Source organism: Sphingomonas sp. BL-S-25, assembly GCF_055521555.1.
The window spans coordinates 1,800,026-1,819,402 of the sequence record NZ_CM145486.1 but is presented as its reverse complement, the minus strand read 5'-3'; the positions used below and the strand labels follow the sequence as shown (position 1 = coordinate 1,819,402).

Annotated in this window: 22 protein-coding genes; 15 read left to right on the top strand and 7 right to left on the bottom strand. The window is 66.4% G+C overall.

Annotated elements, in window-relative coordinates:
• Nucleotides 1-62: 62 nt before the first annotated feature.
• The 3 genes from rho to hemE all read right to left on the bottom strand — a co-directional run bounded on the left by rho (nucleotide 63) and on the right by hemE (nucleotide 2,868).
• Nucleotides 63-1,319 carry a transcription termination factor Rho gene (gene rho / locus ACZ1H8_RS08730; RefSeq protein ID WP_346247626.1) on the bottom strand — a complete coding sequence of 419 codons (1,257 nt, stop codon included), beginning with the start codon at nucleotides 1,317-1,319 and terminating at the stop codon, nucleotides 63-65.
• A 140-nt stretch (nucleotides 1,320-1,459) separates the two neighbouring features.
• Nucleotides 1,460-1,912, bottom strand: a complete 453-nt coding sequence (locus ACZ1H8_RS08725; protein ID WP_465180920.1) for a CopD family protein — start codon at nucleotides 1,910-1,912, stop codon at nucleotides 1,460-1,462.
• Nucleotides 1,909-2,868 (bottom strand): uroporphyrinogen decarboxylase, encoded by a 960-nt coding sequence (hemE, locus tag ACZ1H8_RS08720; protein ID WP_465180919.1) that lies wholly within the window; start codon nucleotides 2,866-2,868, stop codon nucleotides 1,909-1,911. Before hemE ends, ACZ1H8_RS08725 begins: the two co-directional genes overlap by 4 nt.
• A 376-nt stretch (nucleotides 2,869-3,244) precedes the next feature.
• Between hemE and ACZ1H8_RS08715 the strand changes: the two genes are divergently transcribed.
• From ACZ1H8_RS08715 to ACZ1H8_RS08665, 11 genes are all read left to right on the top strand, one after another.
• Nucleotides 3,245-4,069, top strand: coding sequence for a pyruvate, water dikinase regulatory protein (locus tag ACZ1H8_RS08715; RefSeq protein ID WP_465180918.1), 825 nt, complete (start codon nucleotides 3,245-3,247; stop codon nucleotides 4,067-4,069).
• Nucleotides 4,066-4,662 carry a Maf family protein gene (locus tag ACZ1H8_RS08710; protein WP_465180917.1) on the top strand — a complete coding sequence of 199 codons (597 nt, stop codon included), beginning with the start codon at nucleotides 4,066-4,068 and terminating at the stop codon, nucleotides 4,660-4,662. The genes ACZ1H8_RS08715 and ACZ1H8_RS08710 overlap by 4 nt, the downstream gene beginning before the upstream one ends.
• A complete protein-coding gene (locus tag ACZ1H8_RS08705; protein WP_465180916.1) occupies nucleotides 4,659-5,471 on the top strand; it encodes a shikimate dehydrogenase family protein in 813 nt (270 codons plus the stop codon). The genes ACZ1H8_RS08710 and ACZ1H8_RS08705 overlap by 4 nt, the downstream gene beginning before the upstream one ends.
• Nucleotides 5,468-6,061, top strand: coding sequence for a dephospho-CoA kinase (coaE, locus tag ACZ1H8_RS08700; RefSeq protein ID WP_465180915.1), 594 nt, complete (start codon nucleotides 5,468-5,470; stop codon nucleotides 6,059-6,061). The genes ACZ1H8_RS08705 and coaE overlap by 4 nt, the downstream gene beginning before the upstream one ends.
• A 9-nt stretch (nucleotides 6,062-6,070) precedes the next feature.
• Nucleotides 6,071-6,763, top strand: a complete 693-nt coding sequence (gene dnaQ, locus ACZ1H8_RS08695) for a DNA polymerase III subunit epsilon (protein ID WP_465180914.1) — start codon at nucleotides 6,071-6,073, stop codon at nucleotides 6,761-6,763.
• Between the two features lie 41 nt (nucleotides 6,764-6,804).
• On the top strand, nucleotides 6,805-7,389 hold the full coding sequence (gene hpf, locus ACZ1H8_RS08690) for a ribosome hibernation-promoting factor, HPF/YfiA family (protein ID WP_465180913.1): 585 nt from the start codon (nucleotides 6,805-6,807) through the stop codon (nucleotides 7,387-7,389).
• A gap of 40 nt (nucleotides 7,390-7,429) precedes the next feature.
• Nucleotides 7,430-7,897, top strand: coding sequence for a PTS sugar transporter subunit IIA (locus ACZ1H8_RS08685; protein WP_465180912.1), 468 nt, complete (start codon nucleotides 7,430-7,432; stop codon nucleotides 7,895-7,897).
• The gene (locus tag ACZ1H8_RS08680) at nucleotides 7,884-8,348 is read left to right on the top strand and encodes a PaaI family thioesterase (RefSeq protein ID WP_465180911.1); all 465 of its coding nucleotides are present in this window, start codon (nucleotides 7,884-7,886) and stop codon (nucleotides 8,346-8,348) included. Before ACZ1H8_RS08685 ends, ACZ1H8_RS08680 begins: the two co-directional genes overlap by 14 nt.
• The gene (locus tag ACZ1H8_RS08675) at nucleotides 8,348-8,686 is read left to right on the top strand and encodes a DUF1491 family protein (protein ID WP_465180910.1); all 339 of its coding nucleotides are present in this window, start codon (nucleotides 8,348-8,350) and stop codon (nucleotides 8,684-8,686) included. The genes ACZ1H8_RS08680 and ACZ1H8_RS08675 overlap by 1 nt, the downstream gene beginning before the upstream one ends.
• 192 nt (nucleotides 8,687-8,878) lie before the next feature.
• The gene (locus tag ACZ1H8_RS08670; protein WP_465180909.1) at nucleotides 8,879-9,490 is read left to right on the top strand and encodes a cell wall hydrolase; all 612 of its coding nucleotides are present in this window, start codon (nucleotides 8,879-8,881) and stop codon (nucleotides 9,488-9,490) included.
• Between the two features lie 86 nt (nucleotides 9,491-9,576).
• Nucleotides 9,577-10,086, top strand: a complete 510-nt coding sequence (locus ACZ1H8_RS08665; RefSeq protein ID WP_465180908.1) for an MmcB family DNA repair protein — start codon at nucleotides 9,577-9,579, stop codon at nucleotides 10,084-10,086.
• Nucleotides 10,087-10,092: 6 nt separating this feature from the next.
• Here the strand turns inward: ACZ1H8_RS08665 and ACZ1H8_RS08660 are convergent, their stop codons facing one another.
• A complete protein-coding gene (locus ACZ1H8_RS08660; protein WP_465180907.1) occupies nucleotides 10,093-10,701 on the bottom strand; it encodes an ankyrin repeat domain-containing protein in 609 nt (202 codons plus the stop codon).
• Between the two features lie 81 nt (nucleotides 10,702-10,782).
• On the opposite strand from ACZ1H8_RS08660, the gene ACZ1H8_RS08655 reads away from it, so the two are divergent.
• From ACZ1H8_RS08655 to ACZ1H8_RS08645, 3 genes are read left to right on the top strand one after another with little or no spacing between them, the layout of a single operon-like run.
• Entirely contained in the window at nucleotides 10,783-11,388 is a 606-nt protein-coding gene (locus ACZ1H8_RS08655) for an SCO family protein (protein ID WP_465180906.1), read from the top strand.
• Nucleotides 11,376-11,819 (top strand): YcgN family cysteine cluster protein, encoded by a 444-nt coding sequence (locus ACZ1H8_RS08650; RefSeq protein WP_465180905.1) that lies wholly within the window; start codon nucleotides 11,376-11,378, stop codon nucleotides 11,817-11,819. The genes ACZ1H8_RS08655 and ACZ1H8_RS08650 overlap by 13 nt, the downstream gene beginning before the upstream one ends.
• 47 nt (nucleotides 11,820-11,866) lie before the next feature.
• Entirely contained in the window at nucleotides 11,867-12,493 is a 627-nt protein-coding gene (locus tag ACZ1H8_RS08645; protein ID WP_465181369.1) for a M48 family metallopeptidase, read from the top strand.
• Nucleotides 12,494-12,514: 21 nt separating this feature from the next.
• Here the strand turns inward: ACZ1H8_RS08645 and ACZ1H8_RS08640 are convergent, their stop codons facing one another.
• Together ACZ1H8_RS08640 and ACZ1H8_RS08635 are read right to left on the bottom strand one after the other, a co-directional pair.
• Nucleotides 12,515-14,710, bottom strand: a complete 2,196-nt coding sequence (locus tag ACZ1H8_RS08640; protein ID WP_465180904.1) for a transglycosylase domain-containing protein — start codon at nucleotides 14,708-14,710, stop codon at nucleotides 12,515-12,517.
• Nucleotides 14,711-14,944: 234 nt separating this feature from the next.
• The gene (locus tag ACZ1H8_RS08635; RefSeq protein ID WP_465180903.1) at nucleotides 14,945-15,559 is read right to left on the bottom strand and encodes a class I SAM-dependent methyltransferase; all 615 of its coding nucleotides are present in this window, start codon (nucleotides 15,557-15,559) and stop codon (nucleotides 14,945-14,947) included.
• A gap of 105 nt (nucleotides 15,560-15,664) precedes the next feature.
• Between ACZ1H8_RS08635 and ACZ1H8_RS08630 the strand changes: the two genes are divergently transcribed.
• A complete protein-coding gene (locus ACZ1H8_RS08630) occupies nucleotides 15,665-16,978 on the top strand; it encodes an MFS transporter (protein ID WP_465181368.1) in 1,314 nt (437 codons plus the stop codon).
• On the opposite strand, the gene ACZ1H8_RS08625 is transcribed toward ACZ1H8_RS08630, so the two are convergent.
• Nucleotides 16,929-19,226 (bottom strand): CDC48 family AAA ATPase, encoded by a 2,298-nt coding sequence (locus ACZ1H8_RS08625; RefSeq protein ID WP_465180902.1) that lies wholly within the window; start codon nucleotides 19,224-19,226, stop codon nucleotides 16,929-16,931. The two genes, ACZ1H8_RS08630 and ACZ1H8_RS08625, sit on opposite strands and share 50 nt — an antisense overlap.
• Nucleotides 19,227-19,377: the final 151 nt, after the last annotated feature.

Here is a 19,377-nt window from a genome sequence, read left to right as displayed (position 1 = left end):
TTCGCTCATGTCCGGTCCGAAGCCGGGCGACGGTCGTCGCGCCGCTCCGGTCGATCGCAAGCTTACTGGTTCATCGAGTCGAAGAAGTCTTCGTTGGTCTTCGAATCCTTCATCTTGTCGAGCAGGAACTCCATTGCGTCGATCGTGCCCATCTGCATCAGGATGCGGCGCAAGACCCACATCTTGGACAGCTTGGCCTTGTCGACCAGCAACTCTTCCTTGCGGGTGCCCGACTTGCCGACGTCCAGTGCCGGGAAGATGCGCTTGTCCGCCACCTTGCGATCGAGGACGATTTCCGAGTTACCGGTGCCCTTGAACTCTTCGAAAATGACTTCGTCCATGCGGCTGCCGGTATCGATCAGCGCGGTGGCGATGATCGACAGCGAACCGCCTTCCTCGATGTTGCGCGCCGCACCGAAGAAGCGCTTCGGACGCTGCAGCGCATTGGCGTCGACACCGCCGGTCAGCACCTTGCCCGAGCTGGGCACGACGGTGTTGTAGGCGCGGCCGAGGCGGGTGATCGAGTCGAGCAGAATCACCACGTCCTTCTTGTGCTCGACCAGACGCTTGGCCTTCTCGATCACCATTTCGGCGACCTGCACGTGGCGCGTCGCCGGCTCGTCGAAGGTCGAGGAGACGACCTCGCCGCGCACCGAGCGCTGCATGTCGGTCACTTCCTCGGGCCGCTCGTCGATCAGCAGGACGAGCAGGAACACCTCGGGGTGATTGTCGGTGATCGCCTTGGCGATGTTCTGGAGCATCACCGTCTTGCCGACGCGGGGCGGCGCGACGATCAGCGTGCGCTGGCCCTTGCCCTGCGGCGAGACGATGTCGATCACCCGTGCCGACTTGTCCTTGACCGTCGGATCGGCCGGATCGAGCGTCAGCTTCTGCTCGGGATAGAGCGGGGTGAGGTTGTCGAAATTGACGCGGTGGCGCACCGCATCGGGATCGTCGAAATTGACCGACACCAGCCGGGTCAGCGCGAAGTAGCGCTCGCCATCCTTGGGCGCGCGGATTTCGCCCTCGACCGTGTCGCCGGTGCGCAGGCCGAATTTGCGGACCTGGTTGGGCGAGACATAGATGTCGTCTGGGCCGGCGAGATAATTGGCCTGGGCGCTGCGCAGGAAGCCGAAACCGTCCTGGAGCACTTCGATCGTGCCCTCGCCCATGATCTGTTCGCCGTTTTCGGCCTGGGCCTTCAGGATGGCGAACATGATGTCCTGCTTGCGGAGCGTCGAGGCGCCTTCGACGCCGAGCTCCTCCGCCATGCTGACCAGCTCTGCCGGGGGGGTTTTCTTCAAGTCTCTGAGATGCATGGGAGAATCCGAATGCAATGAATGTGGGGAGAGCGTCGGTCGGCTGACAAGCGGACAATCGAGGCTAAAAGGAGGGAGCCGCCCCCGGTAAGGGACGACAGCGCGGATTTAGGTGGGCGACCGAGTCAAGTCAACCGGGATCAGAACGGCTTCACGACGGCCAGCACAACGATCACGACGACCGCCAGCGCCGGCAGCTCGCCGAGCAGCCTGAGCGTGCGGGTCGTGGCCCGGGTCTCGCCCCTCGCCAGCTTGCGCGCATAGCCGACCGCCCAGCCATGATAGCCCGACAGCAGCAGGACGAAGGTCAGCTTGGCATGGAGCCAGCCCAGTCCCGGCTGCCCGTCGACCAGCCCGACATTCAGCGCAAGCGCGATGCCCAGCAGCCAGACGATGATCAGCGACGGCGTCAGGATCATCCGGCGCAGCAGCGCCTCGCGCTTTTCCCAGGCCAGCGCCTCGGGCGTGCCCAGCGCGTCCTGGTGATGGACCAGATAGCGCGGCAGCAGGAACAGCCCCGCCATCCAGAAGATGACGAAGATGATGTGCGCCGCCTTCACCCACAGATAGGCCTGGCCCAGAAAACCGGTCATCGCGTTCCTCTCAGCCGGGCCAGCAGCTGTTCGACATGCGCGATCGGCGTGTCCTGCTGGATTCCGTGGCCCAGATTGAACACATGCGGCCGTTCGGGGAAAGCCGCAAGGATGCGATCGATCGCGCTGTCCAGCGTCGCACCGCCGGCGATCAGCGCGAGCGGATCCAGATTGCCCTGAACCGGCAGCCCCTGCGGCAGTTCGGCATTCGCCCAGGCCGGATCGACCGTCTCGTCCAGTCCGATCGCATCCGCGCCCGTCTCGCGCGCATAGGCGACCAGCTTGCCGCCCGCGCCCTTGGGAAAGCCGATCACCTTCACTGTTGTACGATCGTGCAACGCGGCGATGATCCGCTGCGTCGGGGCGATGACCCAGCGTTCGAACTGCGCTGGCGACAGGCTGCCCGACCAGCTGTCGAAAAGCTGCACCGCCTCGACGCCGGCATCGATCTGGCCGATCAGATAGTCGATCGTCGCATCGGCGATCCGGTCGACCAGCGCCTGCATCAGCCCGGGGTCGGCATAGGCCAGGCGTCGTGCCTCGGCCTGCTCGCGGCTGCCCTGGCCGGCGATCATATAGGTGGCGACCGTCCAGGGGCTTCCAGCGAACCCGAGGAAGGTGACCTTGGGGTCCAGCTCAGCAGCGACGCGGCGGACGGTGGCGTAGATCGGCTCGAACTTCGATGCGTCGGGTTCGAGTCCGTCGAGGATCTCGCGCGCGGCGATCTTCGGCGCCAGGCGCGGGCCCTCGCCGGTTTCGAACCAGAGATCCTGTCCCAGCGCCATCGGCACGATCAGGATGTCGGAGAACAGGATCGCACCGTCCATTTCGAACCTGCGAATGGGCTGGAGCGTGATTTCGGCCGCAGCCTCGTCATCCATCGCGAGGGCGAGGAATCCCCCCTTCTCGGCCCTCAGAGCGCGATATTCGGGCAGGTAACGCCCGGCTTGGCGCATCAGCCACACCGGCGGCACGGTTTGACGGACGCCATTCAGCGTTTCGAGCAGGGGTTTCGCGTCAGGAAAGCGAGTCAGCGGAAATTCCAATAACAATAAGATGAGAATCCAAGAGTTGTTGGAGTCTGTTGGTGCGTGGAAGCCGGGATTTATGCGTCCATCCGGATTCTGCCAACAGCTTGACTCACATCGGCCCTCGGACTCGCCGGGATTCGGCCACGCCATCCCCGTTTTCCACAGCCTGTGGGCGGGAACGCGCATCTGGGGACGGGGTTGTGGATATCCGAGCATGGAATCGCCGATTCCGGGACGCTTGGCCCGTGCCTTGTGTTGCGGTAGCGCCTGTCCCCATGTTTTCCACAGACCTGTCCAGCTGATGCGGCTGCACCTTCATCTCCTGTCGGATTCGACCGGCGAGACGCTCGAGAACATCGCCAAGGCGGCGCTCGCCCAATATGACGATGTCGACATGCAGCGGCATTTCTGGCCGATGGTGCGCAGCGAGGCGCATCTCGAGCGAATCATGGCGGAAATTTCGCAAAATCCGGGACTTGTGCTTTACACGCTGGTCAATCCCGAGATCCGCCGCACGCTGGAAAGCCGCTGCCGCGTGATGGGGCTTCCCGCCGTCGCGCCGCTCGATCCGGTCAACCACGCACTGTCCAGCCTGCTCGGGCAGGAAGCCAAGGCGCGGCCGGGGCGTCAGCACACGCTCGACGCCGCCTATTTCGCGCGCGTCGACGCGATTCAGTTCACCATCGCCCATGACGACGGCATCGGTGCCGAGGATTGGGAGGAGTCGGACATCGTCCTGGCGGGCGTCTCCCGCTCGTCGAAGACGCCGACCTCGATCTATCTCGCCAATCGCGGCTACAAGACCTCGAACATCCCGATCGTGGTCGAGTCCCCGCCCCCGCCCGAACTCTTCACGCTGAAGCATCCGCTGGTGGTCGGGCTGACGACCAGCGCCGACCGGCTGGTGCAGATCCGCCGCAACCGGCTGCTGTCGCTCAACCAGCAGCCCGAGACTGCCTATGTCGACCAGGACTCGGTCGCGCGCGAGATCGCCTTTGCCCGGCGGATGTTCGCCGACAATGGCTGGCCGGTGATCGACGTCACCCGGCGGTCGATCGAGGAAACCGCAGCTGCGATCATCCAGCTGTGCAACGAACGGACCTTGTCCAAGGGGCGCGACGAATGAAGCTGATCCTTGCCTCGCAGAGCGCGTCGCGGCGGGCGATGCTCGATGCGGCGGGCGTGCCCTATGAAGCGGTCTCGCCCCAGGTCGACGAGGAGTCGGCCAAGGCTGCGCTGAGGGCGCAGGGCATTTCGCCGCGCGACCTGGCCGACGCGCTTGCCGAACTAAAGGCGCTGAAACTCTCCCACCTCGATCCGACTGCTCTGGTGCTCGGCGGAGACTCGCTGGTCGCGCTGGCCGACGGGACCTTGCTCGACAAGCCGGTCGATCGTGACGATGCTGCGGCGCATCTGCGCGCCATGTCGGGGACCTCGGTCGATCTCTATTCGGCTGCGGTGATTGCGGAAGGAGGGCGACCGGTCTGGCGCCATGTCGACCGCGCACGGCTGATGGTCCGGCGCCTGTCCGATGGCTTTATCGACTCATATCTCGACCAGGAATGGCCGGCGATCGCCGGCTGCGTCGGCTGCTTCCGGATCGAGGGGCCCGGCGTCCAGCTGTTCGCGGCGACCCAGGGCAGCCACTTCACCATTCTCGGCATGCCGTTGCTGCCGATCCTCGACTATCTGCGCACTCGCGGAGTGATGACGTCATGACTGTCCATGCCGAGGTGATCGGCGATCCGATCGTCCAGTCGAAGAGTCCGATCATCCATGGATTCTGGTTGAAGGCGCTGGGGATCGACGCGGACTATCGCGCCGAGCATGTGACCCCGGACCGGCTGGGCGACTATTTCGCGTCGCGTCGAGACGATCCCGCCTGGCGCGGCTGCAACATCACCCTGCCCCACAAGCAGGAGGCGCTGGCCTTTGTCGAGGATCGCGGCGGCGTCCGCGAGTCGATCGGGGCGATCAACACCGTGGTCCGCGGCGATGACGGGGCGCTGGTCGGCACCAACACCGATGCCGGCGGCTTCTATGCGCCGATCGCGGGGCTCGAACTGACGGGCGCGCATGCCGTGGTGATCGGCGCGGGCGGTGCAGCGCGGGCGGTGCTTTTCGCACTGTCGAAGTTCGATATCGGGCGGGTGACGATCCTCAACCGCAACGTGCTGAAGGCGGCGGCGCTGCTTTCCAGCTTCGGGATCAAGGGCGATGCCGTGCCGCTCGGCGCGCCGCTGCCGCCGACGACGGCGCTGCTGGTCAACACCTCCGCGCTCGGCATGGTCGGCCAGCCGGCGCTCGAGATCGACTTGTCTCCGCTGCCCGAGGACGCAGTGGTCTATGACATCGTCTATGCGCCGCTCGAAACCGATCTGCTCCGCCAGGCGGCGGAGCGCGAGCTCGATACGGTCGACGGGCTCGACATGCTGATCGGACAGGCCGCGCTGGCGTTCGAACTGTTCTTCGGTGCCGAGCCGCCACGCGACCGCGACGAGGAACTGCGCGTGCTGCTGACGTCGTGATCAAGATCGGCCTCACCGGTTCGATCGGTATGGGCAAGTCGACCGTCGCCGCGATGTTCGCCGAACAAGGCGTGCCGGTGTTCGACGCCGATGCCGAGGTGCACCGGCTGCAGGGGCCGGGCGGGCGGCTGTTGGCGCCGATCGAGTCTGCATTCCCCGGGACGACGGGACCGGACGGCGTCGACCGCGCCAAGCTGCGCGAACGGGTCGTATCCGACTCTGACGCCTTCCGCCGGCTGGAAGCGATCGTCCACCCCGCCGTGGCGGAGGGACGCGCCCGGTTCCTGGATCGGCATCGCGAGGCGTCGATCGTCGTGCTCGACGTGCCCCTGTTGTTCGAGGCGGGGGGCTGGGCCGAGGTCGATCATATCGTCGTCGTTTCGGCACCCGAAGCGGTCCAGCGTGCGCGGGTGCTCGCCCGCCCCGGCATGACCGAGGAGCGGTTCGAAGCGATTCTGGCGCGTCAGATGCCCGATGCCGAAAAGCGCGCGCGCGCCGACCTCGTGATCTCGACCGGGGGCAGCCACGAAGAAACGCGCGACGCGGTGCGGGCGCTGATCGCTTGCCTCTCGGGCGCGACAGGAGGATAAGCGACTCACATGCGTGAGATCGTATTCGATACGGAAACAACAGGGCTGAGCTTCTCGGGCGGCGACCGACTTGTCGAGATCGGCTGCGTCGAACTGGTCAACCGAGTGGCCACCGGGCGGCACTTCCATGCCTATATCAACCCACAGCGGCCGATGCCGGTCGAGGCCTTCCGCGTCCACGGCCTTTCCGAGGTCTTCCTGTCGGACAAGCCGCTGTTCCACGATGTGGTCGAGGATCTGCTCGAGTTCGTCGGCGACAGCCCGATGGTGGCGCACAACGCCAATTTCGACTTCGGCTTCGTCAATGGCGAGCTGAGCCGGTGCGGCCGGCCGATCATCTCGCTCGACCGGATGGTCGACACGCTCACCCTGGCGCGGACCCGCCATCCGGGTGCCAAGCATACGCTCGATGCGCTGTGTTCGCGCTATGGCATCGACCTGTCGCAGCGCACGCTCCACGGCGCGCTGCTCGACGCCCAGCTGCTCGCGCAGGTCTATGTCGAGCTGACCGGCGGGCGCCAGATTACCATGGGCCTTGCGGTCGACGTGCCGGTCATGCGCGAAACCGCCGCCGAGGCGCCGAGCCGGGTCCATATCCGTCCGGCGCGGCATTTCGCGCCGTCACCTGAGGAACTTGAGCGTCACGCAGCGTTTCTTAACAAGTTGGAGGAGCCGCTTTGGGGCAAGGCCGTATCGGGCTGAGCCCCGTTTTGGGGGCCCTCATCTAGTGCGGAGGTAAAACTATGGAAATCCGAGTCTCTGGCCATCAGGTCGACACCGGAGAAGCGCTCAAGCAGCTGGTCGACGACCGGCTCCAGGCGATCGCGAACAAATATTTCTCCCGAGCGCTTTCGGCTCAAGTCACCTTCGGCAAGGGACCCCATGACAACGGCTTCACCTGCGACATCGTGGCGCATGTGATGCAGGGGTTGGTGCTCAAGTCCTCGAACTCCGGCATGGAAGCCAATGGCGCATTCGATGGCGCCGCGGACAAGATCGAGAAGCAGCTGCGCCGCTACACGCGCCGGCTGAAGGACCGCAACGCCAGCCAGGCGATCGCCGTCCAGGAGAATGGCGGCTATGACAACGCCGGCTACACCCTGTTCCAAGAAAGCACCGAAGAGGACGAGGCGTCCGATGCGCCGCTGATCATCGCGGAAACGCGGGTCGACGTTCCCGATGCCACCGTTTCGGACGCGGTCATGATGCTCGATCTGCGCAACACCGCCGCGTTGCTGTTCCGAAATAGCGGGACAGGCGCCTTCAACATGGTGTATCGGCGCGGCGACGGCACGATCGGGTGGGTGGAACCTAATCGCGCCGGATGAATTATAGGGGCGCTCGGGGGAGCCCTGTCCGGAACACATCATGACTGATCTGAGTGACCTGCTCGTGCCGGAGGCGATTGCCTCTGCGATGCCTGCCGCCAACAAGAAGGCGCTGTTCCAGCACCTCGGCGCGGTGGCGACACGCGCCTATGGCCTGGACGCCAAACTCGTGGCGGACAGGCTGGCGGCACGGGAAAAGCTCGGATCGACCGGCTTCGGCGGCGGGATCGCGATCCCGCACGCCAGGCTGGACGAATTGCGATCGGTGGTCGCGATGGTCGCGCGGCTCCCCCAGCCGATCGACTTCGCCGCGGTCGACGAACTTCCGGTCGATCTGGTGTTCACCCTGTTGTCCCCCACCGGGGCGGGCGCCGATCACCTCAAGGCGCTGGCGCGCGTCTCGCGCCAGCTGCGCGACCGAAGTTTCGCGGCGAAGTTGCGCGGTGCCGGGTCGGAGGATGCGATCTACGCGATGCTCGTCGGCGTGGAGGCTCGTGACGCTGCCTGACGATCCCGTCGGCGAGGCGGCGCATTTCCGGGCGCTCGAATCGCTCTACGACTCCGCACCGATCAACCACCTGTTCGAGTCGACGCTCGAGATTCCCGAGGCAGGGGTCGCGCGGATCCGCTTCTCGCTCGACGAACGCCATTTCCATGCGGCCGGCGCGGTCCATGGAACGAGTTATTTCAAGATGCTCGACGATGCCGCCTTCTACGCGGCGAACAGCCTGGTCACCGACCGCTTCCTGCTGACGACCGCATTCAACCTGCTGTTCACCAAGCCGCTGGCCGCAGGGCCGGTGGTGGCGGAAGGCCGCTGGGTCAGCGGGCAGCGTCGCGTGTTCGTGGCGGAAGCGCGGCTGATCGATTCTACGGGCGAGGAAGCGGCCCGCGGCACCGGCACCTTCATGCGGTCGCGCATCGCCCTGGCCGGTCTTCCCGGCTATGGGCGCGACTGATGGCGCGCCTGACCAGCGCGATTCTGGTCAACGCGCTGGTGCGCCGGGCCGGACAGCGGGGCGGATCTGCGATGGTGCTCGCACGCGGCGATGACACCGCCGGGGCGATCCTGTTCGTGACCTTGGAAAAAGGCGTGGATCCAAAGCTTTATGAGCGTGGGATTGGTCCCGACGGGCTGCCTGCCCTGATCCCTTCGGGGCCGCGCGACCTGAGCGACGAACGGGAGGCAACCGCCTATTGGCAGCGCCGCCGCGAGCGCGATTCCGACCTGTGGGTCGTCGAACTGGATATCGCAGGCGCGGAACGCTTCATCGCCGAAACGATCTCGCTCGATTGACTTTAAGGTGCAGTGCGGCGAAAGCGCCCGCACATCATAACAGCGTTGTGCCGGACGGGGTGTGAAATCGTTCGGTTACGCAGTCGGGGGGAAGCCCGGCGGTCCGAGGGAGAAAATGGGGACCGGCCGCGCACCACCGCATAAAAACGAACAAAGATGAATTTCGTGACACGCGCTGCGGTTCTCGCAGCTGTGACTTTCTGCGTTGGTGCCTTCGCCAATGCTTCCACGCTCGAACTGAGCGGCGCGCCCCAGGACGCGCAGGTTCAGGACATCAATGCGCAGGAACACCATGTTGTTCCGATGCCCCCGGCGGTCGAACCGACGCTGGCGCGGGCAGGCGAGATCGTCCAGCCGCTGCCCGAAGCAGATCCTGCCTCTCTCCAGTTTGCCAGCCTTTCCGACGCCGTAGCCGCTCAGGACCACCCCGAGAATGAGGGCGAGGACAGCGAGCTTCACTGCCTGGCCGTCGGCGTCTATTACGAGGCCAAGAGCGAACCCCTTGCCGGCCAGCTGGCCGTTGCCGAAGTCATCCTCAACCGTTCCAATTCCGGCCGTTTCGCCTCGTCGACCTGCGGCGTGCTGACCCAGCGCGGCCAGTTCTCGTTCGTCCGCGGCGGCAAGATCCCGACCCCGCCCGCCAATGCGCAGTGGCGCAAGGCGATGGCCGTCGCCCAGGTCGCCCGCAAGGACCTGTGGGAGAGCCCGGCCGAGGACGCGCTCTACTTCCACGCACGCTACGTGTCGCCGGGCTGGAAGCGCCCGCGCGTCGCAACCGTCGGCAACCACATCTTCTATCGCTGAAGCGCCGGGGGGCGCTCCGGCCCGGCGGCACTGCCGGGCCGGACCCTGCAGGTCCGATTGCACGGACGCTTCCCAGCGTTCTTGAAATGTTCTACAAGGCCGACATGGCTGCGCTCTCTCCCCTGCCCCTGACCCCTGTCGCCGCGCTGCAGGCCACGGACGTGGCGCGCGGGGTTTGCCGCATGCTGCTGCGGCATGACTGTGTGGCGATCGCCGAAGTGCCGCTGGCGGACGGCCGACGCGCCGACCTGATGGGGCTCGACGCGCACGGCAACATCATCATCGTCGAGATCAAGGTGTCGCGCGCGGACCTGCTCGGCGACGCCAAGTGGAACGACTATCTCGCGCATTGCGACCGCTTCTTCTGGGCGGTGCCTGAGGGGTTCGACCTGTCCCCCTTCGCGCAGGAAGCCTTTCTGCCGTCGCGCGCCGGTCTGATCGTCGCCGATCGCTACGACGCGGCGGTCGTGCGCGAGGCGAGCACCGTGCCGCTGGCCGCGGCCACACGCAAGAAATGCACGCTGGCCTTTGCCCGCCGGTCGGCGCGGCGGGTAATCAACCTGCTCGATCCCGATTGCGATCCGGGCGGCTGGTAGGCTTCGTCAGTTGCGCGGCCCCATCGCCGCGCTGTTCGCCCCGCCCCTGGGCGCATCTTCGAGCAGCTTGCGAACGGTCGGCGACCGGCGATCATTCTTCGCATAGTCGCGCGCGCTCATTCCCGCGATGATGTCCGCCTTGTCGGGATCGGCGCCGGCGTCGAGCAGCGCGCGGATCATGTCGACATTGCGCATCTGCACCGCGCGGATCAGCGGGGTTTCACCGCTGGAATTGGCCAGGTTCACATTGGCCCGGTAGCGGACCAGGATCGCGACGCCCTCGCTGAAATTCTGCGACACGGCGATCATCAGCGGAGTATTGCCCTGCCGGTCCTGCGCATTGGGATTGGCGTTTTTCTGCAGCATGAAGCGCAGGTAAAGGCTCTCTCCCTTGCGGGCGAGGATATGGAGCGCGGTCTCGCCGGTGTTGCGGTCCTTGGCATTGACGATCGTCGAGCCGGGCTCATTGGCCATCTTAGTATATTTGCCCGTGTCGTCCTTTCGCACCGCGTCGAGGAAATTATAGCTGTCGGACATCTGCTGCGCGAGCGCGGGCGTGGCGCCGATGAACAGCGCCGAGCAGGCGATGGCGATGCGGATGGCTCGAAACGACATGGCGAGATAACCCCTTAGAAAGCGCCGGAAACGCGGCGCCGCACCTTGCAAGCATGGCGCGATCAGATCAAGGCTGGCGGGATGATGAAGCGCGTATCGATTGCAATGGCACTCACGCTCGCCGCCGTCACGCTCGGCGCCTGCAACGGCAACACCGCGGCGCAGGCCGACAAGCCGCCCCTGGCCGGGGCGCGGATCGGCGGCCCCTTCGCCCTCACCGACCAGGACGGCAAGACGGTGCGCGACACCGACTTTGCCGGCAAATACCGGCTGGTCTATTTCGGCTATACCTATTGCCCCGATGTCTGCCCGACCGACATGCAAAAGATGGGCCGCGCGCTGCGCACGCTGGAGAAACAGGATCCGGCCTATGCCGCAAAGATCCAGCCGATCTTCATCACGATCGATCCCGACCGCGACAAGCCGGCGCAGGTGAAGCAGTTCGTCACCGCCTTCCACCCGCGCATCGTCGGCCTGACGGGGACGCCCGCGCAGATCGCCGCGGTCGCCAAATCCTATGGCGCCTATTTCAAGAAGATGGCCCCCAGCGAGCCGGGCGGCGCCTATCTGATGGATCATGCCGCCACCATCTATCTGATGGGCAAGCAGGGCGAGCCGCTGGCGCTGATCACGCGCGAGATGACCGAGCCCGAGATGATTGCCGAGATCCGGAAATGGGCGAAGTAACCCGCCGCTTCTGGGAGGACACGCCGCTCGAGCAGCTCGACCGTGCCCAGTGGGAGGCGCTGTGCGACGGCTGCGGCAAATGCTGCATCCACAAGCTGGAGGACGAGGATACCGGCGAACTGCTCGCGACCAACGTCGCCTGCCGCCTGCTCGATCGCCGCGAGGGCCGCTGCAAGGATTATCGCAACCGCCGCGCCTATGTCCCCGAATGCGTCCGGTTGACCATGTCGAACGTGCGCGAGATCGAATGGCTGCCCTCGACCTGCGCCTACCGGCTGCGCGCGGCGGGCGAGCCATTGCCCGAATGGCATTATCTGGTGTGCGGCGACACCGAGGCGGTGCACCGCGCCGGCGAGTCCACCCGCGGCTGGACCATCTCCGAGGATGACGCCGGCGACTTCGAATTCCATGTGGTGGACCGCAAATTGTGAGCGGGTCGACCGGGATCGAGGTCGTTCGCAATGCCCGGTCCAAGGGCATGCGGCTGGCGGTCGATCCCCGCAGCGGCCGCGTCCGGCTGACGATTCCGCCGCGCGTGTCCGAACGAAAGGCGCTGGCCTGGGCCGAGGAACAGCGCGGCTGGATCGACCAGCAATGCGCCCGTCTTCCCCAGGGTCGGCCGTTCGTCCCCGGCGCGCGCGTGCCGCTGGAGGATGACGAGATCGAGATCGTCTGGCCGTCCACCGTCGGGCGGATGCCCAGGCTCATCGGCGACCGGCTGGTGTGCGGCGGCCCGCGCGAGGGGCTGGAGCGGCGCGTCGAGCGCTGGTTCCGCGCCGAGGCGCTGCGCATCCTGAGCGACGAGACTGCCGAATATGCCGCACGCGCCGGGGTGACCGTCACGCGGGTGGCGATCGGCGATCCGCGCGGTCGATGGGGCAGCTGCGCCGCTTCGGGCGAGATCCGCTACAGCTGGCGGCTGATCCTGGCCCCCAGCTTCGTACGCCGGGCGACGGTGGCGCATGAAGTCGCGCACCGGGTCCATATGGACCACAGCCCGGCCTTCCACCGCTTCACCGAGACGCTGTTCGAGGCCGATCCGACACCCGCACGGCTCTGGCTGCGAAAGCATGGCGCCGGGCTGCACTGGATCGGGCGAAGCTAGACCGCCCCGGCGCGAGGGCGCCTAATAGCCGGGACGCCTCGCTGGCTCGGCATAGGGCTGGTCGCGCGGATCACGGTAGCGGTCGTCCTGGCGTTGCGGCTGGGTCACCGGCGGACGCGGGACGTCGCGCTGCTGCTGCGGCGGCACCTGCTGGTCGCGCGGATCGCGTGAGTCACGAGGATCGCGCGGGTCCCGGCTCGGCTGCGACGGGTCGTCGCGACCGGTGACGCGGTCATACCAGTCCTTGTCCAGCTCGTCGCCGCGCCCACCGGCTGCCGGATCCTGCGCCGACGCGCCCGGGTCGATGGGATTGCCGTCGGGATCGACGAAGGCGCCATTGTCCGGGCCGGAGAAATATTCGCTCTCATTGTCGCCCTGCCATTCGGGCAGTGTGACATTGGTGTCGAACGCTTCCACCGGCCGGCCAGCTACGGCCTTGCGCATATAGGCGGAAAAGGCCTTGGCCGGGGCGGTGCCGCCCTGCAGCCCGCCGACCGGCTTGGCATCGTCGCGGCCCATCCACACGCCGGTGGTCAGGCCCGAGGAGAAGCCGAGAAACCAGCCATCCTTGTTCGAACTGGTCGTGCCGGTCTTGCCCGCGACCGGGCGGCCGATCTGTGCGGCCTTGCCGGTGCCGGTATTCACTGCGGTCTGCAGCAGGTCGATCATCTGGGCGGCGACATGCGATGCGACCAGAACGCGGCTGGTATCGACCTCATGCTGATAGATGACCTGGCCGTTCGCGGTGACGCGGGTGATGCCATAGGGCGTGACCGCGACCCCGCGCTGGCTGACCGACGCGAAGGCGCGGGTCATGTCGATCAGGCGGACGTTCGACGTGCCCAGCACCATTGCCGGCTGGGTGTTGATCGGCGTGGTGATGCCGAAGCGCCGCGCCATGTCGGCGACCGTGCTGTATCCGACTTCCTGGCCCAGCTTCGCCGCGACCGTGTTGATCGAATAGGCGAATGCGGAGCGCAGCGACATCTCGCCGTTGAACCGGCCCGAGCTGTTGCGCGGGCTCCATCCCGCGATGGTGACGGGCTCGTCGACGACCAGATCCTCGGGCCGATGCCCGGCTTCCAGTGCCGCCAGATAGACGAACAGCTTGAACGCCGATCCCGGCTGGCGCACTGCCTGGGTGGCGCGATTGTAGATCGACGCGACATAGTCCTTGCCGCCGACCATCGCCCGCACCGCGCCGTCGCGGTCGAGGCTGACCAGCGCGCCCTGCGCCGCACCCGGCGCATTGGCGCGGATCGCGTCGTCGGCCGCGCGCTGCATGTTCAGGTCCAGCGTCGTCCACACTTCGAGCGGGGCTTCGCTCTCGTCGATCAGCACTTCGAGCTGCGGCAGCGCCCAGTCGGTGAAATAACGGATGCTGTTCTGCTTGGGCTCGGGCGCCATCTTGACCGACTTGGGGTCGGCCGCGGCTGCCTGGGCCGGGGTCAGCTTGCCCGTTTCCTCCATCACCCGCAGCACCACTGCTGCGCGGTCGACCGCCGCCTCGGCATCGGCGGTGGGCGAATAATGCGACGGTGCCTTGACCAGGCCGGCGATGATCGCCGCTTCCGACAGGCTCAGCTGGGTCGCGGGATGGCCGAAGAAGCGGCGCGACGCGGCGTCGATGCCATAGGCGCCGCCGCCGAAATAGACCTTGTTGAGGTACAGTTCGAGAATCTGGTCCTTCGAGAATTTGCGCTCGATCGCCAGCGCCAGCACCGCTTCGCGAACCTTGCGGCCGACATCATATTTGTTCGACAGGAAGATGGTGCGCGCGACCTGCTGGGTGATCGTCGATGCACCCTGGAGGCGTCGGTCGGTGCCGCGATTGCTGATCGCGAAGCGCAGCGCGCGGGCCAGGCCCTTGGGGTCGACGCCGATATGCGATTCGAACCGGCGATCCTCGACGGCGATGATCGCGTCCTTCATCACCTGCGGAATCCTGTCGCTCTCGATCCACTCGCCATAGCTCGGCCCGAGCGAGACGAGGACGGTGCCGTCGACCGCATGGACGCGGATCATCTGGCCGTTGGGCGATCGCTTCAGGTCGCCATAGCTGGGCAGCGAGCTTCGCGTCGTATAGACGGCGATCAGCAGTGCGATGAGGCCGAGCAGGCCGAGTGCGACTGCTCCCCCCATACTCCACAGAGCAAAGCGTTTCCATTGTGCCGTGCTCGGCCAGCGCTTGGGCATGAAGCTCTTTTTCGTCGCCATTGGTGCGGGTGGATTACGCTCTCGGCCGTCCGCTCACAAGCAGCGACGGATCAGGATGGGTTCGACCCGTGCCGAAGCACGACCCGCTCGTCCGTTTCGAGTGGCGTAGCCCAGGTTAGCGCAGGGTGAACGGAAGCGATCGGCATCGGGCACGCGCGACCAGCCGCCGGCCATGAGCCGCCGAACGAGAACCCATGCTGTTGCGAAGCGCGTGCCGACAGGCGGGCGCGAAGCCTATTCCTTCCAGGCCCACCAGAGCTGGGCGGGAGGAACATTCCACCATTCGACCGCGGAATCGATCTTCGGAATATAGGGCTCGAAGAAGTTCCGGACCTTGGGATTGAACTGATAGACCAGGAACGCGCCGCCCGGGCGCAGTGCCCGTGCGGTCTCGCGCGCGATGGAATCGCCCACGCCGGGGGGCAGGGTCGAGAAGGGCAGGCCCGACAGGACATAGTCGGCATGGTCGAAGCCCTGGCTCTTCAGGATCTCGACCACGTCCTCGGCCGATCCCTGGACCAGGACGAAACGGGAATCGTGAAACGACTGCTTCAGATGCTGGACGAAGTCGGGATTGGGATCGATCGCGATATAGGTCGCATCGGGCTTCAGCCGGTCGAGCACCGCCTGGCAGAAGGTGCCGACGCCCGGACCATATTCGACGAAGACGTCGGTATTCGCCCAATCGACCGGGTCGAGCATCCGACGGATCGTCCGCGCCGAAGACGGGACGATCGATGCGACCATCGCCGGATGCTTCAGGAAGTTCTTCAGGAACAGGCCGCGCGAAGAGGCACTGGACGCGGAACGGCGCTTTGAGCGGCCGAGCGAACGGGACGTCGAATTCATGATTTTTCCCATTGCATGGACTTGCCTCGCCAGTCGAGAGGGAACGGCACCGCCAGGCAATGGTTGCGCCGAACTGCGAACGCTATAGGCCGTGTCGACATGAATATGCGACCGGGGCGGTTCGATACCAGTTTCGCGCTTCTATTCGCGGTGATGCTCGTCATCGCGATGGGAAACACCGCGCTGCAGACGGTGCTGCCGGCGCTGGGACGGCGGCTGGGCGCGCCCGACGCGGTGGTCGCGGCGGTCTTTTCGGTCTCCGCGCTGCTCTGGGTGATTGCCGCGCCCTTCTGGGCGGCACGGTCGGACCGGCACGGCCGGCGGGCGATGGTGCTGGTCGGGATCGGCGGCTTCACCATCTCGCTGTTCCTGTGCGGCCTGTTCCTGATGGCCGGGATCAATGGCTGGCTGGCGCCGCTCGCGACCTTCCTCGCCTTCATACTCGGCCGGGTGATCTATGGCAGCTTCGGGTCGGCCGCGCCGCCGGCGGTGCAGGCGCTCGTCGCCGGCCGCACCAGCCGCGAGGAGCGGACCAAGGCGCTGACGCTGCTTGCCTCGGCATTCGGGCTGGGGACGATCATCGGCCCGGCGGTCGCCCCCTATCTGGTGATCGGCGATCTCTGGCCAGGCGGGCCGGAGGTCGGGCTGGCCGGACCGGCCTTCGCGTTCGCGCTGGTCGGCGGCGGCATCTGGATCGCGGTCATGCGCTATCTGCCGCGCGAGGAACCCGCGACGCATGGCGCCGCCACTGCCTATCCGACGATCGGGGGCCAGAGCAGCGGCGCCAGCGTGACCGCCGCGACAGCCGAAGGAGACGTGGTCAAGATCGGCTATTTCGATCCTCGCATCCGCATCTGGACGATCATCGGGCTGGTGATGGGCCATGCCCAGGCGATGACCAGCCAGGCGGTCGGCTTCCTGGTGATCGACCGGCTCGCGGTCGATCCGGTCGCGGCGCTCGAGCCGACCGGGCTGGTGCTGATGATGGGCGCCGGATCGGCGCTGCTCGCGCAATGGGGGCTGATCCCGCTGCTCGACCTCAAGCCGCGCGCGCTCGCGCTATGGGGCATGGGGATCGCCGCGGTCGGCTGCATCGCCACCGGAACCGCGGAATCGCTCTACGGCATCGCGCTTGGCTATGCGCTCGCGTCCCTCGGCTTCGGCTTCGTCCGGCCCGGCTACACCGCCGGCTCCTCGCTGGCGGTGGGTCCGGAGGCGCAGGGGGCAGTCGCGGGCAAGGTCACCTCGATCAACGGGGCCGCCTTCGTTCTCGGCCCCTCGATCGGGGTCGGGATGTACGAGCTGTGGCGGCCCCTGCCCTATCTCGCCACGGCGGTCGGGCTGATCGCGGTGACGGTCTATGCCTGGGTCAGTCTGACCCCTTCGGTCCGCGACCCTGAAGCATCCCCGGGGCAATGAAGCCGATCGGCTGCATCGACACCGCGCTTGCCTTCATCCGGTCCTTGATCGAGGCATAATCGGCTTCCATCTCGGGCGTGACGGTTGCGCGGGAATCGCGCAGCGCCTCTTCGAAATGGTCCATCGTGACCTCGGTATTGGTCAGCGACTGACGCAGCGCCGCGAGGCCGGCCCGACGCACGACATCGCCCAGATCGGCACCGGTATAGCGCTCGGTCCGTGCCGCGACCTCGCCCAGGTCGACGTCGCTCGCCAGCGGCATCTTCGCGGTCTGGATCGTCAGGATGCGACGGCGACCCTCGGTATCGGGGACGCCGACATAGATCCATTCGTCGAACCGGCCCGGACGCAACAGCGCCGGGTCGATCAGGTTCGGCCGGTTCGTCGCGCCGATCACCACCACCGACTGGAGTTCCTCCAGACCGTCCATCTCGGCCAGGATCGTATTCACCACGCGCTCGGTCGCCTGCGGCTCACCCAGCCCGCCGCCACGCGCCGGCACCAGGCTGTCGAGTTCGTCGATGAAGATGACGCAGGGTGCGACCTGGCGGGCGCGGGCGAACAGCTTGGCGATCTGCTGCTCGCTCTCGCCATACCATTTGCTCAGCAGGTCGGACGATTTGGTGGCGATGAAGTTCGCCTCCGCCTCGCGCGCGACCGCCTTGGCCAGCAAGGTCTTGCCGGTGCCCGGCGGGCCATAGAGCAGGAAGCCTTTGGCCGGCCGGATGCCCAGGCGCCGGAACGCGTCCGGATCCTTCATCGGCAGTTCGACGCTTTCCTTCAGGCGCATCTGCGCATCGTCGAGTCCGCCGACATCCTCCCAGCGCACCGTCGGTGCCTGAACCATCACCTCGCGCATCGCCGACGGCTGGACCCGCCGCATCGCCTCGATGAAATCGTCGCGGGTGACCGACAGCGTGTCGAGTACTTCGGGCGGAATCGTGCCCTCGGACAGATTGAGCCTGGGCATGATCCGCCGGACCGCCTCGATCGCCGCCTCACGGGTCAGCGCGGCGAGATCGGCGCCGACGAAACCATAGGTGGTCCCGGCCAGCTCGTTCAGGTCGACATTCTCGTCCAGCGGCATACCGCGCGTATGGATGCCCAGGATCTCGCGGCGGCCGCGATCATCCGGAACCCCGACGACGATCTCGCGGTCGAACCGGCCCGGCCGGCGCAGCGCCTCGTCGATCGCCTCGGGCCGGTTGGTCGCGGCAATGACGACGACGTTGGCACGCGCCTCCAGCCCGTCCATCAGCGTCAGCAGCTGGGCGACCAGCCGCTTTTCCGCCTCGCCCGACACCTGGCCGCGCTTCGGGGCGATCGAATCGATCTCGTCGATGAAGACGATCGACGGCGCGTCCTTGTTCGCCTGCTCGAACACGTCGCGCAGCCGCTTCTCGGATTCGCCATAGGCAGAGCCCATGATCTCGGGGCCGTTGATCAGGTGGAAATTGGCGTCGCTCTCGTTCGCGACCGCACGCGCGAGCCGCGTCTTGCCGGTTCCGGGCGGGCCATGCAGCAGCACGCCCTTGGGCGGATCGACGCCGAGGCGCTGGAACAGTTCGGGATAGCGCAGCGGCAGTTCGACCATCTCGCGCAGCTGGTCGATGGTCGGGCCCATGCCGCCGATATCGTCATAGGTGACATCCGCGCGGCGATGGGTCTGCAGCTCCTCATATTCGGGACGCAGCTCGACCTCGGTATTCTCGTCGATATGGACGATGCCCTTCGGGCTGGCGGTGATCACCGTCAGCCGGATCTCCTGCAGCGCATAGGCAGGCGCGCGCAGATATTGCGCGACATTGGGCGGCATGTCGGCAACGCGCTGCTGTCCGGCAGTGGCGACGGTGTCGCCCTGGCAGAGCGGACGTCCGAAGAAGGTGCGCTTCAGCGCGGTGCCCGAACCCTGAAGCCTCAGATTGGCCTGGGCCGGGGCAAACACGATCCGCGTGGCCGGTTTGGATTCGGCGCGGCGAACCTCGACGAAGTCGCCCGACCCGACGCCGGCATTGGCGCGCTGCAGGCCGTCGATGCGCAGCAGTTCGAGTCCCTCGTCCTCGGTATAGGGCAGCACCGCGCGCGCCGGCGTGGTGCGCTTGCCGACGATCTCGATCACATCGCCTTCGCTCAGCGCCAGCGCCGCCATCAGGCTGCGTGGCACGTGCGCCAGGCCGCGTCCGCTGTCTTCGGGTCGCGAGTTCGCAACCTGCAGCTTGCGTGCGCCGGCTCGTTCATCATCCGCCATGTCGTGTCGTCTCCCTTGGGCAAGGAAGTCGCAAGATAGGGTCCGGGTTCCGCAAGCGCCACGATCGGCGGACGAACGACGGCCAAAAAAATGGCCGCCCCAAGGGGCGGCCTTTGGAAAGTTTTAGGAGAGGATGCCTGAAAGGCCTGCT